Annotated in this window: 20 protein-coding genes and 2 other annotated features; of the genes, 4 read left to right on the plus strand and 16 right to left on the minus strand. The window is 36.7% G+C overall.

All coding sequences use genetic code 11. From position 1 onward, the window contains the following. Window positions 1-24: 24 nt before the first annotated feature. Window positions 25-1,263 carry a TolB family protein gene (locus tag AC3EMB_RS21370; RefSeq protein ID WP_095690192.1) on the minus strand — a complete coding sequence of 413 codons (1,239 nt, stop codon included), beginning with the start codon at window positions 1,261-1,263 and terminating at the stop codon, window positions 25-27. 228 nt (window positions 1,264-1,491) lie between these two features. On the opposite strand from AC3EMB_RS21370, the gene AC3EMB_RS21375 reads away from it, so the two are divergent. The 3 genes from AC3EMB_RS21375 to AC3EMB_RS21385 all read left to right on the plus strand — a co-directional run bounded on the left by AC3EMB_RS21375 (window position 1,492) and on the right by AC3EMB_RS21385 (window position 7,179). Beyond that, window positions 1,492-4,239: a S8 family peptidase gene (locus AC3EMB_RS21375; RefSeq protein ID WP_095690191.1), complete on the plus strand. Its 2,748-nt coding sequence runs from the start codon at window positions 1,492-1,494 to the stop codon at window positions 4,237-4,239. A gap of 220 nt (window positions 4,240-4,459) precedes the next feature. Continuing rightward, window positions 4,460-4,688, plus strand: a binding site (T-box leader). 50 nt (window positions 4,689-4,738) lie between these two features. Continuing rightward, window positions 4,739-4,966, plus strand: a binding site (T-box leader). 163 nt (window positions 4,967-5,129) lie between these two features. Then, window positions 5,130-6,884: an aromatic amino acid hydroxylase gene (locus AC3EMB_RS21380; protein WP_095690190.1), complete on the plus strand. Its 1,755-nt coding sequence runs from the start codon at window positions 5,130-5,132 to the stop codon at window positions 6,882-6,884. Beyond that, window positions 6,865-7,179, plus strand: coding sequence for a 4a-hydroxytetrahydrobiopterin dehydratase (locus AC3EMB_RS21385; RefSeq protein WP_000979553.1), 315 nt, complete (start codon window positions 6,865-6,867; stop codon window positions 7,177-7,179). Before AC3EMB_RS21380 ends, AC3EMB_RS21385 begins: the two co-directional genes overlap by 20 nt. Before the next feature lie 14 nt (window positions 7,180-7,193). Here AC3EMB_RS21385 and AC3EMB_RS21390 read toward each other — a convergent pair whose 3' ends face one another. Further along, window positions 7,194-8,051, minus strand: a complete 858-nt coding sequence (locus tag AC3EMB_RS21390; protein WP_488517262.1) for a VOC family protein — start codon at window positions 8,049-8,051, stop codon at window positions 7,194-7,196. Between the two features lie 22 nt (window positions 8,052-8,073). Then, window positions 8,074-8,478 (minus strand): DoxX family protein, encoded by a 405-nt coding sequence (locus tag AC3EMB_RS21395; RefSeq protein ID WP_001071553.1) that lies wholly within the window; start codon window positions 8,476-8,478, stop codon window positions 8,074-8,076. A 156-nt stretch (window positions 8,479-8,634) separates the two neighbouring features. On the opposite strand from AC3EMB_RS21395, the gene AC3EMB_RS21400 reads away from it, so the two are divergent. Further along, complete coding sequence (locus AC3EMB_RS21400; RefSeq protein WP_001020693.1) at window positions 8,635-9,180, plus strand: helix-turn-helix domain-containing protein; 546 nt, start codon at window positions 8,635-8,637, stop codon at window positions 9,178-9,180. A gap of 38 nt (window positions 9,181-9,218) precedes the next feature. Here AC3EMB_RS21400 and AC3EMB_RS21405 read toward each other — a convergent pair whose 3' ends face one another. The 13 genes from AC3EMB_RS21405 to AC3EMB_RS21465 form a co-directional block, all read right to left on the minus strand. Beyond that, complete coding sequence (locus AC3EMB_RS21405) at window positions 9,219-9,596, minus strand: hotdog family protein (RefSeq protein WP_000111564.1); 378 nt, start codon at window positions 9,594-9,596, stop codon at window positions 9,219-9,221. A 121-nt stretch (window positions 9,597-9,717) separates the two neighbouring features. After that, window positions 9,718-10,176 (minus strand): GNAT family N-acetyltransferase, encoded by a 459-nt coding sequence (locus AC3EMB_RS21410; protein ID WP_000276127.1) that lies wholly within the window; start codon window positions 10,174-10,176, stop codon window positions 9,718-9,720. 70 nt (window positions 10,177-10,246) lie between these two features. Next, a complete protein-coding gene (locus tag AC3EMB_RS21415) occupies window positions 10,247-10,786 on the minus strand; it encodes a GNAT family N-acetyltransferase (RefSeq protein ID WP_366988038.1) in 540 nt (179 codons plus the stop codon). A 428-nt stretch (window positions 10,787-11,214) separates the two neighbouring features. Further along, window positions 11,215-11,610 carry an ankyrin repeat domain-containing protein gene (locus tag AC3EMB_RS21420; RefSeq protein WP_053565472.1) on the minus strand — a complete coding sequence of 132 codons (396 nt, stop codon included), beginning with the start codon at window positions 11,608-11,610 and terminating at the stop codon, window positions 11,215-11,217. Continuing rightward, a complete protein-coding gene (locus AC3EMB_RS21425; RefSeq protein ID WP_000626528.1) occupies window positions 11,577-12,395 on the minus strand; it encodes an ABC transporter ATP-binding protein in 819 nt (272 codons plus the stop codon). Before AC3EMB_RS21425 ends, AC3EMB_RS21420 begins: the two co-directional genes overlap by 34 nt. Further along, window positions 12,382-13,410 carry a FecCD family ABC transporter permease gene (locus AC3EMB_RS21430; RefSeq protein ID WP_002082127.1) on the minus strand — a complete coding sequence of 343 codons (1,029 nt, stop codon included), beginning with the start codon at window positions 13,408-13,410 and terminating at the stop codon, window positions 12,382-12,384. Before AC3EMB_RS21430 ends, AC3EMB_RS21425 begins: the two co-directional genes overlap by 14 nt. Before the next feature lie 5 nt (window positions 13,411-13,415). Next, entirely contained in the window at window positions 13,416-14,363 is a 948-nt protein-coding gene (locus tag AC3EMB_RS21435; protein ID WP_048558750.1) for an ABC transporter substrate-binding protein, read from the minus strand. A gap of 157 nt (window positions 14,364-14,520) precedes the next feature. Then, complete coding sequence (locus AC3EMB_RS21440; protein ID WP_000661454.1) at window positions 14,521-14,748, minus strand: YrhC family protein; 228 nt, start codon at window positions 14,746-14,748, stop codon at window positions 14,521-14,523. A gap of 126 nt (window positions 14,749-14,874) precedes the next feature. Beyond that, window positions 14,875-17,478, minus strand: coding sequence for a bifunctional acetaldehyde-CoA/alcohol dehydrogenase (gene adhE / locus AC3EMB_RS21445; protein WP_000260463.1), 2,604 nt, complete (start codon window positions 17,476-17,478; stop codon window positions 14,875-14,877). A 261-nt stretch (window positions 17,479-17,739) separates the two neighbouring features. Further along, window positions 17,740-18,873 carry a bifunctional cystathionine gamma-lyase/homocysteine desulfhydrase gene (locus AC3EMB_RS21450; RefSeq protein WP_001201921.1) on the minus strand — a complete coding sequence of 378 codons (1,134 nt, stop codon included), beginning with the start codon at window positions 18,871-18,873 and terminating at the stop codon, window positions 17,740-17,742. Window positions 18,874-18,876: 3 nt separating this feature from the next. Beyond that, window positions 18,877-19,800, minus strand: coding sequence for an O-acetylserine dependent cystathionine beta-synthase (locus AC3EMB_RS21455; RefSeq protein WP_095690186.1), 924 nt, complete (start codon window positions 19,798-19,800; stop codon window positions 18,877-18,879). A gap of 82 nt (window positions 19,801-19,882) precedes the next feature. After that, complete coding sequence (mtnN, locus tag AC3EMB_RS21460; protein WP_001217027.1) at window positions 19,883-20,578, minus strand: 5'-methylthioadenosine/S-adenosylhomocysteine nucleosidase; 696 nt, start codon at window positions 20,576-20,578, stop codon at window positions 19,883-19,885. A 14-nt stretch (window positions 20,579-20,592) separates the two neighbouring features. Continuing rightward, a complete protein-coding gene (locus tag AC3EMB_RS21465; RefSeq protein WP_000536323.1) occupies window positions 20,593-21,231 on the minus strand; it encodes a class I SAM-dependent DNA methyltransferase in 639 nt (212 codons plus the stop codon). Between the last annotated feature and the right edge of the window lie 102 nt (window positions 21,232-21,333).

A 21,333-nucleotide genomic window follows, 5' to 3' on the forward strand; every position in this document is an offset into this window, starting at 1 on the left:
TAAAACAATCTTTTAGGCAGTTTTTTATTCTTCTTTCACCGAGATAACATTTTCCCAATTCCATTTCTCATAATACCACTCTGGTACATCTACATTTTCAATCCACTTCTTTTCATGTTTTCCATCACTATGAGCTATCCATATATCAGCTTTCTTACGATCTGAACGTATCCATATTAATTGATTGCTCTTCTTCATGAAAATTGGATGATAATCGCCTTGCTTATTAGATGACTTTGTAATTTGATATTGTTTATCGCTTGTGCTATTTATCTCATATAAAGATGGGAATGGCCTTTTTTCTGGCAGAGTTTCAAACCCTCCCTCTTTTGCTCGTGAAACGATAATTACATTATTGTTCTTCCATGTAAAATCCCAATCCACATATCCTTTCGGCGTAAATGTTTGCTGCTGGAGTGCTGGCAGTTCTTTTATTTTTAAATGTTTATTCTCTAATGCAACTCTCCCGCTTCCTTCAATATAAGCCAATATGTTTTTTGATGGCGCCCATTTGAACCATTCTGTATTTAATAGCATTTGATCTACTATTTCAAACCGACTACCATCTGCTCGAACTAAGCAAAGCGTATTACTATCAGCTGACCATGAAGCTGTCGGTACCGCTAAAAATGAAATCCACTTTTGATCTGGTGACCACTTAAAGCCACTTGCTACTAACGCTAGAAAATCATCATGTTCATTTGGCAATGCATACAAATGCTTCATTTTGTGAGGATTCATATGTGCATCTTTTTGCACTTCATATAGCTGAGCCCCTGTCCATCCTGTTGGAAGTAAGTGCGCTTCAGAGGATACAAGAAAGTTCTTTCCATCAGGATACCATGCATAATCACCCACACCAGCCGATACATTTTCAAAATCTGCATTCTTTTTTTCTACATCAAATGTATTCAATGTACCTGTAAATATAAATGCAATTATATTTTCTGTTGGTGACCATTGATAATTCGATGCTTCTGAGTGAAACGGCGTAACTTTCTTTTCATCTTTCAGCCGATATAACTCAAGAATATTTTGTTTCTCCCCTTTTACATATGCCAGCCATTCTCCATCATGTGACCACTTTGGCCCTGTTATGTTCTCTCCTTTTGTAAGTTGTTTTTCTTTCCCATCAACTTTAATCCAAAGGTTATGATGACGAATAAAAGCAACTTTCACACTATTATTTTCTGCGCTAGTAATAGCGATAGAACATAAAAACATAAACAACACTACACTACCACTTACTATTAGCCTTTTCATACCATCACTCCATTTCCCTCATAGCATTCCTCACTTTCTTCCTACAATATGTGAAAAATATCGATTCGACATAATCAGAAAAAATTCCCCAAGAAATTTTCAATTCATAGAGGATTGGTATGAATTATGTCGAAAGTATAGTTTAGCCAACATTTATATTTATAAGTTCTAACTAAAATGTAAGATTACATTTCTGAATATTGGCACTTTTTATTAGGGGGAGTATCAATGAAAAAAACTACATCTACACTATTAAGCATGGCGCTTGTCTTTTCTAGTTTTGGAGCTTTAAGCGCTCATGCTGAATCACTACAAAAGGAGAAGCAATTTAGTCCACAATTAAAAACAACGATTGAACAGTGGGGAGAACATAAAATTGCTCAAAATGTTGAAACGAAAACAACAAAAGAAATATCAGTAATTGTAGAATTGCAACATGCACCTCTCGCTGCTCAAAGTAATATTCAGCATGCTCCAGATTTACAAAATAGTAATGCGCAGTCTTATCATGCTGAGCTAAAAAAAGCACAAGAAGATACGACTAAGAAAATAAAAGAAAAAGCACCTGGTGCAAAAATTAAAGAAGTGTATAATACGTTATTTTCCGGATTCTCTATTTCAGTTCCTGGAGATCAAATTACCTCTCTTGCCTCTTTACCTGAAGTAAAAGCAGTCTATCCGAACTTAACATATAAATTGCATGAAACATCAAAAAGTACTACTAACGAAGAAGCACCAAATATCGGTGGACCGACAATTGGTGCACCTGAAGCGTGGAATTTAAAAGATCCATCTGGCAAACCGCTTGATGGAAAAGGCATGAAAGTAGCCATTATCGACTCTGGCGTAGACTATACACACCCTGACTTAAAGGCAAATTATATCGGTGGATATGACACGGTTGATGAAGATAGCGATCCAATGGATGGTAACGTACATGGTACTCATGTAGCTGGAATTATTGCGGGTAATGGAAAAATTAAAGGCGTTGCTCCAAACGCTTCTATTCTAGCCTATCGTGTAATGAATGACGGTGGAACTGGTACAACAGATGATATTATCCAAGGGATTGAGCGAGCGATTCAAGATGGTGCGGATGTGTTAAACCTCTCCCTTGGGCAGGATTTAAATGTACCTGATCAGCCTGTAACATTAACGTTAGAACGAGCAGCGAAACTTGGTGTTACTACTGTCGTTTCAAATGGAAATGACGGACCAAAACCTTGGTCTGTTGATGCTCCCGGTAACGCAAGTAGTGTCATTTCTGTTGGAGCATCTACGGTTTCTATCCCGTTTCCAACATTCCAAGTAGCTGGTTCCAGCAAAACATATCAAGGGTTACCGTTATCAAAATCCGATTTTCCAATAGGAAATGATTCCCCTCTTGTATACGTTGGTTATGGCAATCCAAGTGATTATGCAAAACAAGATGTGAAAGGGAAATTCGCACTTATTTTACAAGGTACTTCTAGTACATTAGTAAAAGCAGAACAAGCGAAGCAAGCTGGGGCACTTGGTGTGTTATTAATCTCTAGCGAAAAAGAAATTAATATGATGCCGGAATATTTTTCACGTGAACATCTAGCTGTCCCAGTAATGCAATTATCAAATACAAATGGGGAAGAATTAAAAACTTTAATTACAAAACGAAAGAAAAATATAAAAATTGGACAACCAAAGCAAACAGAACTTATCGGTAACTTTAGTTCAAGAGGACCATCACAAGGAAGTTGGCTAATAAAGCCTGATGTTGTTGCACCTGGAGTACAAATTACTAGTACAGTACCGCGAGGCGGCTATGAATCGCATAACGGAACAAGTATGGCTGCTCCGCAAGTAGCTGGAGCGGTTGCCCTCTTGCGTCAAATGCATCCTGATTGGACGACAGAACAATTGAAAGCGGCTCTTGCTAACAATGCAAAAACATTACATGATGTCAATGAAAATACATACCCTGTTATGGCACAAGGATCAGGTTTAATTAACATTCCGAAAGCAGCTCAAACAAATGTATTAGTAAAACCTAACAATGTCAGCTTTGGTCTTATTAAGCCAAATAGCGGAAAAGTAAAACTGACGCAAAATGTTACATTACAAAACCTTTCTAGTAAAAAGAAAAGTTTTTCAACTCGTGTGGAGTTACTAGATGCAAACACAAAAGTAAAAGCTTCTGTCCCTTCATCGATTAGCATTCAACCGAATAGTAGTACCGAAAAACCATTTACTATCACTGTAGATAGCTCACTACCACAAGGTGTGTATACTGGAAATGTATATGTAAAAGAACAAGGGGCAAAAGAAGAAATTCGAATTCCATTCACATTTAGTATCGATCCTAAAGATTATAAACGTATCGATGGACTTGAAATTATTAATTCTACTTTTAGCCCAAATGGCGACCAAGTACTAGATGATAATCTCATCAACTACTATTTAGTTGCGCCTGTGGATGATGTAACATTGCATGCAAATTTAGTTACGAAAGAACGTGTAACGTATCAAGGGATTATCCATCAAGCTAAAAATGCAACTCCTGGATACAAACCTTTCAAATGGAATGGTACAAAAACCGATGGAACTCCTTTAGCTGACGGGCTATATCAAATCGAAGCAGTTGCTTCTAATTCTGGCGGAGAAACAAAACAAACAGCTGCTGTATTTCTTGATCGAACTGCACCTAAGTTAACATACGAAGTTGACCAAGAAAATCTCGTAATTAGAGGAAAAGTTGATGATATTCTACTAGATTGGATGTCAGAATCTGGTTGGATAGCACCTGGTATTCCAGTGAGAATGCAATATGAAATTAACGGAAATGGTGTATGGGACCAGGCATTCCTGAACCCTTGGGAGAAAAGCTATGACATTTATTTCGATCGTACTCAATTACAAGAAGGAAAAAATACTATTCACATTGTAGCAACTGATGCAGCTGGCAATACCTCTAATTTAACTGTTAATTTAGAAGTGAAATAAAGTGAAACTTTAATCAGTAGAGATTTCGTTCATCCCCACTGATTATTACCCTTCACCAATCGGGAGTTACGGGCAGTTAATCTCCCATCTCACTTCTTTGCTCCAACCGAATTTTGAGGTAGGAATTTTACTGCTCATTAACACGGGATAAAAAATTTTTGTTGACAATTTTTTTAATATAGTTTTATAATACAAAACATAGTTTAGTTGAACGAATTATATATCGGCTTTGAAGGAATACTAGTAGCGACTTATATCACTGTCTCAGAGAACTGATGGTTGGTGCGAATCAGTACATATACAAGCGTGAATTACAATTCTGGAGCTTCTTTCCCGTAATGCTTTTTATGCATGAAGAGAAAGACGGATCTTTCCGTTATCGTAAAGTGAGTGGTAAACAATTAGTTGTTTACAAATAGGGTGGTACCGCGATTTTTATCGTCCCTATCGGATTTTCCGATAGGGACTTTTTTGCGTCCATCCTCTTACACAATTTCATATATACGCGTTGAAAGAATCGCAGTAGTATCTTATATCCCTGTTACAGAGAGCTAATGGTCGGTGGAAATTAGCACATATATAAGTATGAATTACAATTCTGGAGCTTCTTTTTCGTAGTGCTTTTATGCATGAAGGAAAAGACGGAATTTTTCCGTTATCATTAATTGAGATGTAAGTATATTTTCACTTACAAATAGGGTGGTACCGCGATTCTTTCGCCCCTATCGGATTTTCCGATAGGGGCTTTTTCTATTTCTCACAGAAACAGATGTTAAATAATTCCGAATCTTATGATAAAATTTTATAAGCGCTTACAAATAATGAAGGGAGGTGATACAAGCTATACGAAATCGATATTCAATTTTATAGAAAAAAAGGAGGATGTCTAAATGACAAAGAAAACAGAAATTCCATCGCATTTAAAACCATTCGTATCCACACAACATTATGATCAATACACACCGGTGAATCACGCTGTGTGGCGTTACATTATGAGACAAAATCATAGCTTCTTAAAAGACGTTGCTCATCCAGCCTATGTGAACGGACTACAATCATCTGGTATTAATATAGATGCAATTCCAAAAGTAGAAGAAATGAATGAGTGTTTGGCACCAAGTGGCTGGGGCGCTGTAACGATTGACGGACTTATTCCCGGCGTAGCATTCTTCGATTTTCAAGGACACGGATTACTACCGATCGCAACAGATATTCGGAAAGTAGAAAATATCGAGTACACACCAGCTCCAGATATCGTACACGAAGCCGCAGGACACGCACCGATTTTACTTGATCCTACATATGCAAAATATGTGAAACGTTTTGGGCAAATTGGTGCAAAAGCTTTCTCTACAAAAGAAGAACATGATGCATTTGAAGCTGTTCGTACATTAACGATAGTGAAAGAAAGCCCTACTTCTACTCCTGATGAAGTTAAGGCTGCTGAAAATGCTGTAATTGAAAAACAAAACTTAGTTTCTGGTTTATCAGAAGCTGAACAAATTTCACGTCTTTTCTGGTGGACAGTAGAATATGGATTGATCGGAAATATAGATGATCCAAAGATATATGGTGCTGGTCTCCTTTCTTCTGTTGGCGAAAGCAAACATTGCTTAACAGACGCTGTAGAAAAGGTTCCATTTTCTATCGAAGCATGTATAGGGACAACTTATGACGTAACAAAAATGCAACCACAACTATTTGTTTGTGAATCCTTTGAAGAATTAACAGATGCGCTTGAAACATTTTCTAAAACAATGGCCTTTAAAACAGGTGGAAAAGAAGGTTTAGAAAAAGCAATTCGCTCTGAGAACTATGCAACAGCTGAGCTAAATAGTGGATTACAAATTACAGGTACATTTAGCGAGACAATTAAAAACGATGCAGGTGAATTAATTTACATGCGAACAAATTCGCCAACGGCATTAGCGCTTCATAATAAACAGTTAGCAAATCATTCTACTTCTGTACACAGTGACGGATTTGGAACACCGATTGGATTACTCACTGAAAATATTGCATTAGAAAATTGTACAGACGAACAACTACAATCATTAGGAATTACAATTGGAACTATCGCTGAGTTTACTTTTGCAAGTGGTATTCATGTAAAAGGAACAGTAACAGATATTGTAAAAAACGATAAGAAAATTGCTCTTATTTCCTTTATCGATTGCACAGTTACTTATAACGCCCGCGTTTTATTTGATGCTTCATGGGGCGCATTTGATATGGCTGTTGGCTCACAAATCACTTCAGTATTCCCAGGTGCCGCAGATGCCGCAGCATTTTTCCCAATGGATGAAGAAGTTCACGAAATTCCTGCTCCACTTGTACTGAATGAACTTGAACGTATGTATCAAACAGTTCGAGATATTCGAAGTGAGGGGATTCTACACGACGCGCATATCGATCAATTAGTAGCAATTCAAGAAGTATTAAATAAATTTTATGCGAAAGAATGGTTGCTGCGCCTTGAAGTATTAGAGTTACTTTTAGAGCATAACAAAGGGCATGAAACATCGGCAGCATTACTACATCAACTTTCTACTTTCACAACTGACGAAGCTGTAACACGCCTTATTAACAATGGTCTTGCGTTACTTCCAGTAAAGGATGTGAAAAATGATGCTAAGATTAACTGAAGAACAAGTTCACGAAGAATTATTGAAGGTAGATAAATGGATGGTAAAAGATGAGAAATGGATTGAACGAAAATATATGTTTTCCGACTACTTAAAAGGAGTCGAATTTGTCTCTGAAGCCGCCAAACTATCAGAAGAACATAATCACCATCCATTTATCCTTATCCAGTATAAAGCAGTTATTATTACTTTGTCATCTTGGAATGCAAAAGGTTTAACGAAACTAGATTTTGAGCTTGCAAAACAATTTGATGAACTATTTTTACAAAACGAAAAAGCAATTATAAGAAAATAAAAGGAGAAGCCTTTTTAGGCTTCTCCTTTTATTTTGAAATGGATACAATGTCCAAATGGATCCTCGACTTGTAATATTCCATCTTTGTACGTAGCAATCTTGCCAATATTTTTTAAGCTTTCACATACTTGCTCTTTTTGTTTTTCATTCGCTAGTACAACTGTGAAATATTTCAAACCAACAGAACCTGGCATTTGCGGTGGTACCCCTTCACCTTGCCATGTATTTAAACCGATATGATGATGATAACCACCTGCAGATACGAACAATGCTCCATTACGAGCTGGAATCGTTACTTCAAAACCAAGACCATCAACATAGAAACGTTTCGCTTCCTCTAAATCAGCTACATGAAAATGAATATGCCCCATCACAGTACCATCTGGAAAGCCATTCCATGTACTTCCTTGCTGTAATAATTCTTCACCAGCTAACGGGTTACTAACAAATGGGAGTTCTCCATTCTCATCACGCCAAACTTCTTTTTGTCGATCATGATAAATTTCAATCCCGTTTCCATCTGGATCAGCTAAATAAAGAGCTTCACTAAAGTAATGATCGGCTCCGCCATGTAGTGGATATACCATCTCTACAAGATGACGAAGAACATTCGCTAAATCCTGTCTACTTGGTAATAAAATTGCATAATGATATAACCCTGTTCTTCCTCTTTGCTTCGGAAAAGCTTCTTTCTTTTCTTCAATGATAAGAAGTGGTTCATCATTTTCATTCCCAAATGTAACGACTGCTTCTTCTTCTCTTAGCACCTTCATACTTAGTACTTCCGTATAAAACTCTAGTGATTTCTTTACATTAGATACGTATAAATGAACAACATCAAGTGTTGTATCGGGATGAAGTTGAAAACTCATCTTGTTAGCCCCCCCATTTAAATTAGTTCTTTTTTGACATTTTTTCTTTTAAGAAATTATCTACAAAACCATCAGCTTTTGCAACAAATAAGTATGCACCCATTGCTAATAATGCAAGTTCTAATTCGAAACCAGGATTTTTTCCATCTCCCAATAAACCAGCTGACCATTTCACTTTTACGATTGCTCCAACCATAACAAGTGCAAATAATAATCCAATATATCTTACACCTAAACCTAGAATTAATAATAGACCTCCAACTAATTCAAACGTTGCTACACCGTATGCAAGTCCTCCTGGTAAACCAATACTTGTAAACCATCCTGCAATATTGTCAATTCCTGATTGGAATTTTGTTAAACCGTGCATGAAGAATGTTACCCCTAACACGATACGAATAATTAAGTTACCAATATGTTGATTCATTTCATTCTCTCCTTTATAGTTTTCTTATACAAAACTTTTATTTACATTACAAAACATACACTAATTTTTTTTATTCGTCAATTCATTTTCACTGGGAAAAAATATATTTTTTTTGCTATGATACAAATAGTTGTTTACAAAAAGGAGCTTGATTTTATGAATATTGGTTCTGCAATACGTGAAATTCGTCAACGTAGAGGCATAACAATTGCACAAATTTGCGAGGGAACAGGTCTTTCTAAAGGATTTATGAGTCAGGTTGAAAATAATAAAACATCACCATCTATCTCAACTTTAGAAACGATCTCCAATTTTTTAAACGTTCCCCTTCCCTATTTATTGTTAGAGCAAAAAGATCGATTAAAAATTGTCAAAAAAGAAGAACGGAAATACAGTGTATACGGCAAAGATGAGCAAAGAATTGAACATGTTGCGGAGCAAGGGGGCCTTCGCCTATCTTTAGTAGAAATCCCTACTGGATTCCCGAAAGAAAACTCACCAAATGCCCATGAAGGGGAAGAATGTCACCTTGTATTACGCGGAAAACTAGAAGTTCAGCACGGTGAAGATATTGCAATTGTAGAAGAAGGTGATTCTTTCTCATGGAATGCATGCGTTCCTCATATTGTTCGTAATATAGGAGAAGAAACTGCATTATTACTCATCTCTAGTTATGCGGAAAATCGAAAACGTGTTTATTAAATAATAAAAAAAAGAAGCCTGTTAAACAGGCTTCTTTTTTATCCCCTTATAATTCCATAACTTGTCCCAACTAGTACAGTCTTTTCATGCTGATTGCGATAAACTGACTCGATTGAAACTTTTTTATAGCCTTCCATTTGCTCAACATTTGTTAAAGTTAGTTCACAAGTGATCGTATCTCCTGTGAAAACTGGTCTAATAAACTCACTTACTAATTCTCTTGCTATGTAATGTAACTCTTCTCCCACTTTCGTCCCAATGCTAGCAGTCAATAAACCATGAACCATTAATCTTCCATTTTCATCGTATTCCACATGGTGTCTACCTTTATCACCGGTAATATTTGCAAATTCAAAAACTTCTTCCTCAGTAAATCTTCTTTCATATTTAAATACATCCCCAGCTTTTACACTCATTTTTATCCCCCTAATAATAAACAGAATTTTCTTTTATTTTATCATAAAACGAGCCTCAATCCATTCTCTATTATCAAAAGTCTCAAAATTACCTCGCTATACTTTTTTACTTTCCATTCATTTATCGGTGACCATCTCTTTTCGCGACTTGGTATCCATAATACGCACATGTTCCATTTCTCGATAGCTCTCTAACTTCAAATCCACAACTTCTATAAAAATCAAAATTGTTCGCTGATGTATGCGCAAACCAATCACCGTGGGGAAGTTTTTGCAGGCAAAGAGCTACAAGCTTCTTACCTAATCCCTTCCCTCTATATTCACACTTCACAACTAAATTTACTATGTTCGCAATCATAATTCCATCAGAAATGACTCTAACCATCGCAACCATCTCTTCCTCATCCCAAATTGTGAAAGCCCATGTTGAATTTTCGAATGCTATCGTAAATTTTTCAATTTGCCAAGAAGGGATATTATCATTACTCCAACCAGCATCTTCAAACAAAGCTTTAATTGCATATGCTGGTACGCTACTCGTTCCCTCACGAATAATAAGTCCATTATGATAAATGTACATGTAACCCCTCCCTTTATTTTCATATACCATTCTTCAAAAAATGCAATTTACCTTTAAAAAAGTAATTTTTTCATCCAACACGCTTAATAGAATAAACTAGAACATCGATTCCATGAAATGACGTTGTTTTCTCATAGCTGAGCCCGGTTTTTCTAGCAACAAATATTGAGGCGGGATGATTCGGATTAATAAGAGAAATTAATTTATTCATTCGTAATGCTTGGAAACCATAGTCACGAAATGCTGCCGCCGCTTCTTTTGCATACCCTTTTCCCCAATACTGAGGAAGTAACCAATAACCAATTTCAATTTCCTCTTTTCCATCTATCTTCTGCTTTACCAGCCCTGCATGACCAATTCTTGTTCCCGTTTCCTTTTCAATCAATACAAATAAACCGAGACCGTTTTTATAGCTAGGAATCACCCATTCCTCCAGACTTTTTTTACACTGCATATATGTTTTTAACGTCCCATTTCCAATATAACGCATTACCTTCTCGTTCCCCCACAGTGAAGCGTAGAACTGTAAATCATCCATTGTATATTTGCGAATTTGTAAACGTTCTGTATGAAACATGCTGGAACTCCTTTCCACTAATTTTTTCTTCATTTCACGATCACGTTTTGTGTGTATACGAAATGTTACTATTTATTATAAAGTGAAACTTTAATCAGTGGGAAATTTTGTTCATCCCCACTGATTATTAGCCTTCACCAACCAGGCGTTTACGGGCAGTGTATCTCCCGTCTAACTTCTTTGCTTTAGCCGAATTTTTAGGCGGGAGTCTTACTGCCTGGAAAATAGCGGGATAAATGAACCAACAATAAAATACAGAATATTCATTCTTAATAACTAAAAAAAGCAGTAGACAAATATTGTCCACTGCATCCATATCATAACTAGCATAAAGAAAACTACAATTGAGGGGGGTGTAAGATTTTCAAATATACTAGATACTTATCCCGTTCTAACGGGCGGTAAACTTTCCAATTGTTTCAAGTGAAAAGTTTACCGCACATAAGAACTTCCTTCGTTCATTAAGATAGTATTGCTAAATAATCATATACACGCTTAGATTTCTCTCCACCCATTCGTGCATGTTGAAGAAGAGAAATACCATGAGGGCCAGATGCACGCAATGCTTCTGGTTGAGCTACTAAAATAGCTTGTACAACTTCTAATTCACCAAGCATAGCTGCTGCAAAAATATCCATCCGAGCACCCTTTTCTAGTAAATAAAGAGCAATATCTTTACGACCTACATGTGCCGATGCGCCTAACGCACTTTCCCAATCTGATCCACCCCAATTATAAGAGGCGTGAAGTAAGCTTGGCGATTCAGCTAATAGCTCTTGTACTTTCTCTAAATTCCCGTGAGCTGCCATAACAAATTCTCTTACTAATTCAGTGGTAATACGCTCTTCTGTTTGCATCGCTCTTCTCCCCTTCTAGAAATTCGTTTCGGTGTAAAAAACGGTTTGTCATTTCCTTGAAAAATATCTACATCTATGCCAAATACATGTTGAAACATTTCATGGCATAGTACTTCTTCTGGTATACCATCATACTGAATCTTTCCTCGCTTTAATACGAGTAAACGATCGCTATATTGAGCAGCTTGGTTAATGTCATGTAAAACCATTATAATTGTCATTCCAAACTCCTCATTTAATCGTTTCACAAGTTCCATTACTTCCAACTGGTGAACGATATCTAAAAAGGTTGTTGGTTCATCCAATAATAAGACATTTGTACGTTGCGCTAGCGTCATCGCAATCCAAGCACGTTGCCGTTCCCCTCCTGATAAAGAATGTAAAAGACGATATTCATACCCTTCAAGATTTGTAACAGACAATGCCCAATCAACAATTTCTTCATCTTCTTTATTTAAGCGGCTACTCCATGATTTATGTGGACCTCTTCCGAACTCAATTAGTTCTTTCACTGTCAAATCTAATTGATGATCATGCATTTGTGGTAACATCGCTAATTGCTTCGCTACATCAGCACTCTTCATCATATGAATATTTTTCCCATCTAAAATGATGTCCCCTTCGCTTTGTTTCAGTAGCCTTGCTATTAAACGAAGCAAAGTAGATTTTCCCGATCCATTCGGACCAATTAAACTAACGATTTCTCCAGCCTTAATATGTACATTCATATTTTGCATTTGAAATCTTTCAGAGTGTGCATAAAACACTTTGTTAACGGAAATCACGTTGTTTTCCTCCTCTATGAATTAAATATAAGAAGAAAGGACCACCTAAGAAGGACAGTAAAATACCAACAGGCAATTCGATTGGGTCAAACCAACTTCGAGCTATTGCATCTGCAAAAACAAGTAATACCCCGCCGCCAAGGCATGATAAAGGTAGCAAATATCTATAATCATTTCCAACTAATAAACGTAGCATATGTGGTACGACAAGACCGACAAATCCAATAAGACCAGACACACTTACCGCAATTCCAGCTAATAATGTACTTACTACGATTAAATAAAACCGACTTTTTTCCACATTATGTCCTAATAGTTTTGCCATTTCATCTCCAAGCATTAACACTCGAATATGCTTAATACCAAAGAAAGCTAATATAATGGCGAATATTGCATAATAAATAATCATGTTTAAATGTGCCCAACTTACACCACCAATGCCGCCCGCTAGCCACGGTAACACGGATTGTACTTTGTCACTATGTAATAACATTAAAGCTGACGTTGCTGCACCAATTAATGCATTGATTGACACTCCTACTAAGACGATTCTTGAAGGTGGTGCCCCTTTTTGCCATGATAAAGCATAAATAACCATCGCTGTTATGAAAGCTCCTAAAAACGCCCCTAGTGGTAAAAAAGCTAGATGCTGTGGGAATAAAATCATGATGACAATTGCTACAAGGCCTGCTCCAGATGAAACCCCGATAATACCAGGATCTGCAAGAGGGTTTCTCATAACCCCTTGCAGCAGTGTACCAGATGCAGCTAAACATGTTCCTACTATAAACCCAACGAGAACTCTCGGTATGCGAAGATCCCATACAATTCGATGAACTGTCGAACCTTCATCTTGTATACCTGTTAGAATGTCTCGTACAGAAAAAGATAAACTTCCTGCGAAAAGTCCGTAAAAGAGGCCTAGAATTGTTAATACAACTAAAGTAACTGCTATTATCCATCTTTTTTTCGCAAAAGGATGTTCCTTTTCTCTTACTACTTCACTACTTTCCATACGTATCATTTCCTTACATCTTGTATACTTTTATACATAAAGTCCATTGCTTCTGTAACTTTTGTCCCAGGATTAGATCCAAATAAATCAGGTGGCAAAATAACTACGCGGTTTTGTTTTACTGCATCTAAATTTTTCCACGCTTCATTTTTCATCATTTCGCCTTCGAATGCTTTTTTCACACTTTTGGGATCTCCGTGTGTAATTAAATAAATGACATCTGGATTCGCCTCAATAATACGTTCTACACTTAGCTGTGCATATTGCGGATATTCTTTCGTTTCTGGAAAATCAGAAGCAATATTTTTCCCGCCTGTTTTTTCTAAAACATCACCTGATAAAGATGTTGGTAATGCCGCTAAATAAGTACCTGGTGCGCCATACACTAGCAATGCTTTCACATCGCTCTTTTTCTCATATTTCTTCATTTGATCATTGATTTTTTGATTAAGTTCTTTTGCTTTATCTTCTTTCTTCATTACCGTTCCATATAATTCAATATTCTTTTGAATATCTTGTACAGAATTCGCAGAAGAAATGATTACTTTCGTTCCCTGTCCTTCAACCGTTGGCACATTCTTTTGGAATCCATTGTTAGCAACAAGTACATCGGGCTTTAAACTAGCAATTTGCTCAAAGTTCGGTTGATGTGCATTCCCGATTACTTTTGCTTTCTTTAACTCCTCTGGAAGAGTTAATTTCGTATCCGGACGACCTACTACTTTTCCACCTAAAGCATGAATAATATCCATGTCTCCCATACTTAATGTTGCAAAACTTTCTGGTACTTTATCGAATGTTACCTTTCTCCCTGACAGGTCGGTAATTTCGATTTTTTCTTTTCCTTTTTCTATTTTGGTTGCAGACGCTTTTTCGTCCCCTTTGGCACTGCAACCTATTAACAAGAAAAAAATAGATAAAATCGCTGTAAATAGCGTAATAGATTTTTTCATTCCTTCACCTCTAATTGATAATGATAATCATTAACTACTACTCTACTTTAATTGATAAGGATTATCATTGTCAACATGAAACGCATACATTTTTCTACAAAAAACAAAAAGCGCGACAAAAAGATTCTTTCTTTTCGCCGCGCTCTAGTTAACAATATTATTCACATTCATTTTCCTCTAACTGGTCACGCATCACTTTCACACGCTGAAAGAAAAAGAACGATAAACTTAAAAATATAACGATGCTCCCCATCATAACAAAAAATTGGATTGTCTCTTTTGCTCCATCCGGAATCAACAAGCCAACCATTAACAATGTACTTACAGCGAGAAGAATTTGTCCGAACCTAGTATAATCTTCTATTTTCCCTTGTAATTCTTTCATTATATTCTCACTCCTCCATTTCACTTTATCATATTCTATGAAACTGAAAGACCAGTAAATACAGCCATTCTGGGAGATGTTTTCCAACAAAAAAAGAGCCGCTTTACTGCGGCTCTTTTTTAATCATTATTCACCTTTATATGCTTCCATATAAATTTCTTTCAGCTCTGAAATAAGCGGTAACTTTGGATTAGCAGTTGTACATTGATCTTCAAAAGCTCTTTCTGCTAATACTCCAACAACCTCTTCAAATTGCTCTTTATCTACCCCTTGTCCGGCAATACTCATATTAATATTTAAGCTTTTTCCAAGCTCAATAATTGCTTTGACGAGTGATTCCACACCTTCTGCTACTGAGCTTGCTGGAAGCCCGAGCATTCTCGCAATATGTGCATAGCGTTCATCTGCTACAAAGTGCTCATATTTTGGGAACAATGCGTGTTTTCTTGGCTTAATAGCATTATAGCGGACTACATGCGGCATAAGAATTGCATTTGCACGTCCGTGCGGAATATGGAATTCTGGACCAATTTTATGTGCTAAGCTGTGATTAATACCTAGAAAAGCATTTGCAAATGCCATCCCTGCAATTGCAGAAGCATTATGCATTTTTTCCCGTGCTTCTTCATCATTTCCATCTTTATATGCTCTCGGTAAATATTTGAATACGAGATCAATAGCTTTTAATGCTAATCCATCTGTATAGTCATTTGCCATAACAGACACATACGCCTCAATTGCATGTGTTAAAACATCCATACCAGTATCTGCTGTTACATGTGGTGGTACTGTCATTACAAATTGCGGATCAACAATTGCTACATCTGGTGTTAATTCATAATCTGCGAGCGGATACTTTATATTATTTTTCTTATCTGTAATAACCGCAAATGGTGTCACTTCTGATCCTGTTCCTGATGTTGTTGGAATCGCAACAAACTGCGCCTTATTTCCTAATTCCGGATATTTACATGTACGTTTTCTTATATCTAAAAACTTCTGTTTAATGCCATAGAATGTCGTTTCTGGATGCTCATAGAATAACCACATTCCTTTTGCTGCATCCATAGCTGAACCACCACCAAGTGCGATAATTACATCTGGCTTAAAGCTTCTCATCATTTCCGCACCTTTAAAGACAGTTTCATCTGATGGATCTGGTTCGACCTCAAAGAAAACTTCAATTTTCACATCATTTGCATGCTTGTTTAAATAGTGCGTGACTGTATCCACATAGCCATGTTCAACCATTCCAGGATCCGTTACAATAAATGCACGTGAAATGTTAGGCATATTTGCTAAATACGCTGTAGCATGTTTTTCAAAATAAATTTTTGGTGGCAATTTGAACCACTGCATATTCTTTTTTCTATTTGCCAGCCTTTTTATATTTAATAAATGAGTCGCTGTTACATTTTGGGAAACTGAATTTTTTCCGTAAGAACCACAACCAAGTGTAAGTGATGGAATAAATCCGTTATATATATCCCCTATTCCACCTTGTGATGAAGGTGCATTTACAATGAGACGGCAAGCTTTCATACGTAATCCAAATTGCTTTTGCACTTCTTTATTTGTAGAATGAATAACTGCTGAATGTCCTAAACCACCGAGGTTCAACATTTCTTCGCAATATGTAAATCCTTTTTCTAATGAATTCGCCTTCACACAGGCTAATACTGGGCTCAGTTTCTCACGAGATAACGGGTATGCTGCTCCGATACCTTGAATTTCAGCTACAAGCATTTTTGTATGTTCAGGAACAGTAATCCCAACTAATTCGGCAATATACTGTGCTGATTTTCCTACAATATCACTATTTACTGCACATGTATTTTCATTTATAACGAGCTTTTCTAATTTTTTTCTTTCTTCTTCTGTTACAAAGTAACAATTGTTTTCGATCATTTCTGTTTTAACATCATCATAGATTTCTTTATCGACAATGATTGCTTGTTCCGATGCACAAATCATACCGTTATCAAATGTTTTCGATAAAATTAAATCATTAACAGCTCGTTTTACATGTGCTGATTTTTCTATATAACACGGTACATTACCAGGACCTACACCTAGCGCTGGTTTTCCAGTAGAGTAAGCTGATTTCACCATACCAGCGCCTCCAGTTGCTAGAACGAGTGCCACACCCTCATGGTTCATTAATTGTTTCGTCGCTTCGACAGACGGTCTTTCAATCCATTGAATACAATGTTTTGGTGCACCAGCTTTCATTGCTGCATCATATACGGTTTTCGCTGCTGCCACCGAACAATTTTGTGCAGAAGGATGAAATGCGAAAATAATTGGATTTCTCGTTTTTATCGCAATCAAAGCTTTAAACATTGTTGTCGACGTTGGATTCGTTACTGGTGTTACCCCAGCTACTACACCGACAGGTTCTGCAATTTCTATTATTTCTTCATGAGGATCTTCGTGAATAATTCCTACCGTTTTATCTTGCTTTATACTATGCCAAATATATTCAGTGGCAAAAATATTTTTAATGCATTTGTCTTCATAGACACCACGGCCTGTTTCTTCAACAGCCAATTTTGCAAGTGGCATATGTTGATCAACACCTGCTAATGCCATTTCATGAACAATGTTGTCAATCTGCTCTTGTGTAAAACTTTCTAATGCTTGTAAAGCTTGTTGACCGTTATTTACTAACGTATCAATCATCTCTTTTACCTCTTGCATTTCATTGACAACTTTCTCTTTGACTACCATGTAAATTTCCTCCTATTCTGTTATCACGGTCTTTATAAGTCCCTATAGGTCATAATAAGTCCCGATTAGCGAAAAAAAATAGAGTTACCGTCCTACATGAATCCCATCGTTTGTGAAGCATTTCACAAATTTACTCGTGAATAACATTTCATGAATTCAATATACATGAAATCATTTCATTTGTGTATGTCTAATTTGTGAAACATTTCACAAATTAACATAATAAAAATGCACTGCTCCACATTAGCAGTGCATTTTTTATTACGCTAGCGCTTGTGCTAAATCTTCAATTAAATCTTCACCATCTTCAATACCGACAGAAATACGAATTAATGTATCTGTAATTCCTAATTCTTTACGGCGATCTGCTGGGATTGATGCATGTGTCATTTGAGATGGGATAGAAATTAAACTTTCTACTGCTCCTAAGCTTTCAGCAAGTGTAAAGTATTGCAGTTTCTCAAGTACTTTATTTAATGTTTCCTCACTATCTACATCAAACGAAATAATAGCACCAAATCCATTTGCTTGTTCTGTTGCTAATTCGTGGTTTTGATGTGATTCAAGACCTGGGTAATATACTTTATTTACTTTTGGATGATTATTTAAGAATTCAGCAATAGCGCGTGAATTCGTTTCATGTTCTTCCATACGAATTCCTAATGTTTTTAAACCGCGAAGTAGTAAGAAGCTATCTTGTGGTCCAAGAATACCTCCTGTTGAGTTTTGTACAAAGTGAAGGTCTTCTGCTAGTTGTGGGCTATTTACCACTACTAGACCTGCAACTACGTCACTATGACCTCCTAAATATTTCGTTGCACTATGAAGTACAATGTCTGCTCCTAAAGAAATCGGCGACTGCCAATATGGCGTCATGAATGTATTATCAATAATTGTTAATAAATCTTTCTCTTTAGCAAGAGTAGATATTTTCTTAATATCAGTAATTTTTAGTAATGGGTTCGTTGGTGTTTCCACATAGATCGCTTTCGTATTTGGACGAATTGCTTCTACAACTTCCTCTAAGTTTGTTGTGTCTACAAATGTATGTTCAATACCGAAGCGGTTTAATACTTTCGTAATAACACGATACGTTCCACCATAAACATCATCTGTTAAAATAACGTGGTCACCTTTTGAGAACAACATAATTGTCGCTGTAATAGCAGCCATTCCAGAACCGAATGCAAATCCAGCATGACCATTTTCTAATACGGCAATCATTTCTTCTAAAGCTGCACGTGTTGGGTTGCCTGTACGTGAATATTCATATCCTTGATGCTTACCAACCGCTTCTTGTTTGTACGTACTTGTTTGATAGATCGGTACGTTTACAGATCCAGTTGAAGGTTCTCCTATGCGAATACCATGAATTAACTTTGTCTTTGCTCTCATTTTTTATTCCCATCCTTTGTATATGTCTTTACTTAAATAGCGCTCACTGCTATCAGGAAAAATGGTTACAATATTTGTACCTGGTGCTGCCTTCTCTGCCTCAAGTAAGCTCGCATGAAATGCTGCTCCTGAAGAGCTCCCAACGAGAAGTCCTTCTTTTTGCGCTAATTCTTTCACTCGTAAAAATGCATTCCGATCAGAAATCGTATGAATTTCATCAAAATAAGATGTCTTCAAAAATGGCGGGATAAATTCCAGTCCAATTCCTTCGGTCTCATGTGAACCAGCCTTACCACCATTTAAAATAGATCCTTCTGGCTCTACGATAACTGTTTTAATATCTATATTTTTTTCTTTCAAATAAGATGCAGTCCCCATAAACGTACCGCCAGTTCCTGCTCCAGCAACAAATATGTTAATCTCTCCATTCAGTGCATCCCAAAGTTCAGGACCTAGTGTTTTGAAATAAGCACGCGGGTTTGCTTCATTCGCAAACTGACTTGGAGAGTATGAATTCGGTATTTCATTTACTAATTCTTTTGCTTTTGCAATTGCACCGGTCATTCCTTGCTCAGTCGGTGTATGCACGACCGTTGCACCTAGTGCTTTCATTAATTCTTGTTTTTCAATACTAAATTTCTCTGGTACACAAACGATAACACGTAAATCATGTTCTAATGCTGCAAGTGCCAGTCCAATACCAGTATTCCCAGCAGTCGGTTCAATAATTGTTCCACCTTGGATAACAAGCCCTTTTTCTAGCGCATCTTCGATTAATTCTCTTCCTAAACGATCCTTAACGCTTCCGCCTGGGTTATAAAATTCAAGCTTTGCAAATAAGCGGACCCCTTTCGGAAGTGAAAAACGAGTAATTTCTACAATTGGTGTATGACCAATTAACTCATGAACTCCACGATATACATTCATCGTGTTCTCCCCCTTGTTTGCCAATAAAGAAAAGGCAACTGTATGTATTTTCTTTATATGAGACAGTTGCCTTTTTGTTACATTACTTTAACTCTTCTAACACTTTTACGATAAAGTTTGTAGAATGAAGAGCTGCTTGATCTAAAAACTGATCAAATGAAACATTTGATTCTTTACCAGCAATATCAGAAAGTGCGCGAATGATAACAAACGGAACTTCATATTGGTGGCATACTTGTGCGACAGCTGCTGCTTCCATTTCTACCGCATAAAGATTTTCAAATTTATCACGGATGGCTGCAACGCGGTTCGGATCACTCATAAATGAATCGCCTGTTGCAATCATGCCTTTTACAACTTGAATATTTTCTTCAGTTTGCATACATTTCTCAGCTAATGCAACTAACGCCTCATCAGCTTTAAATCCAGGCGGCATTCCTGGTACTTGACCATATTCATAGTTAAATGCTGTTACATCTACGTCATGGTGACGAACTTCAGTGGAAATAACTACATCACCAACGTTTAGAGAATGATGGAATCCACCAGCTGAACCAGTATTAATTACTTTTTCAGGCTTATATTTCTCTAATAAAATTGTCGTTGACATCGCTGCGTTTACTTTACCAATACCAGACTTTAACAAGATTACTTCATGTCCTGCTAATAGTCCTTTCGTAAATTCACAACCTGCAACCGTTTCTGTCTCTGCTTGTTCTAATTTGTCACGTAAAATACGTACTTCTTCTTCCATTGCTCCAATTACAGCAATTCTCAATCTAATCCCTCTTTCTATTGCTTAGTTGCCTCCATTACCCAAACGAAATGATTTAATCTCGTAAACGTTACATGGAAGCCATTGTTTTCAAAAATAGTCTGCATAACTGGAATGCGTGTATAGTATTCCGTTTGCAAATCGTTTGCTAACTGGTGAAAACCTCTTTGTTTTGCTGTTTCAACAGTTTTATCATATGCATCTTGATCTGCAAATATCGTATCAGCAAACACTATTTTACCACCTTTGTTTAGCAATTGACTATACTTCGCAACCGCTACATTTTTTTCATCATCTGTTAAATGATGAAATGCATAGGTGCTTACAATGGTATCAATTGAATTTGGGACTTCAAACGAAAGAAAATCACCTTCTGTAATCGAAAATTCTTTTGGCAATTTCTCTTTTGCAATCATACGCATTTCACGCGACGGTTCTATACCGTAAACTGTGCGGCCAGCAAGTAATAATTTATTTGTTAAATTACCTGTACCGACACCAAATTCTAATACATTACCAAATGACTTGTTAACTACATCCTCTAGAATATCCTCATAATGGGCGAAAACTTCTTTATATTGTATATCTTCGCCTTGTACGAATGAGTCGTACGTATGAGCCCACTCATCAAATAAACCATTAAATTCTGTGCCCATAAAAATTCCCCTTTTTCTTATCGGTTTTATCAGTATGATATTCCCTCTTTCTAAAAATGTCAATTGAAATGTACATGGTATTTCCTTCTTTTCTTTGTTACA

Source organism: Bacillus sp. LQ16 (assembly GCF_057784645.1).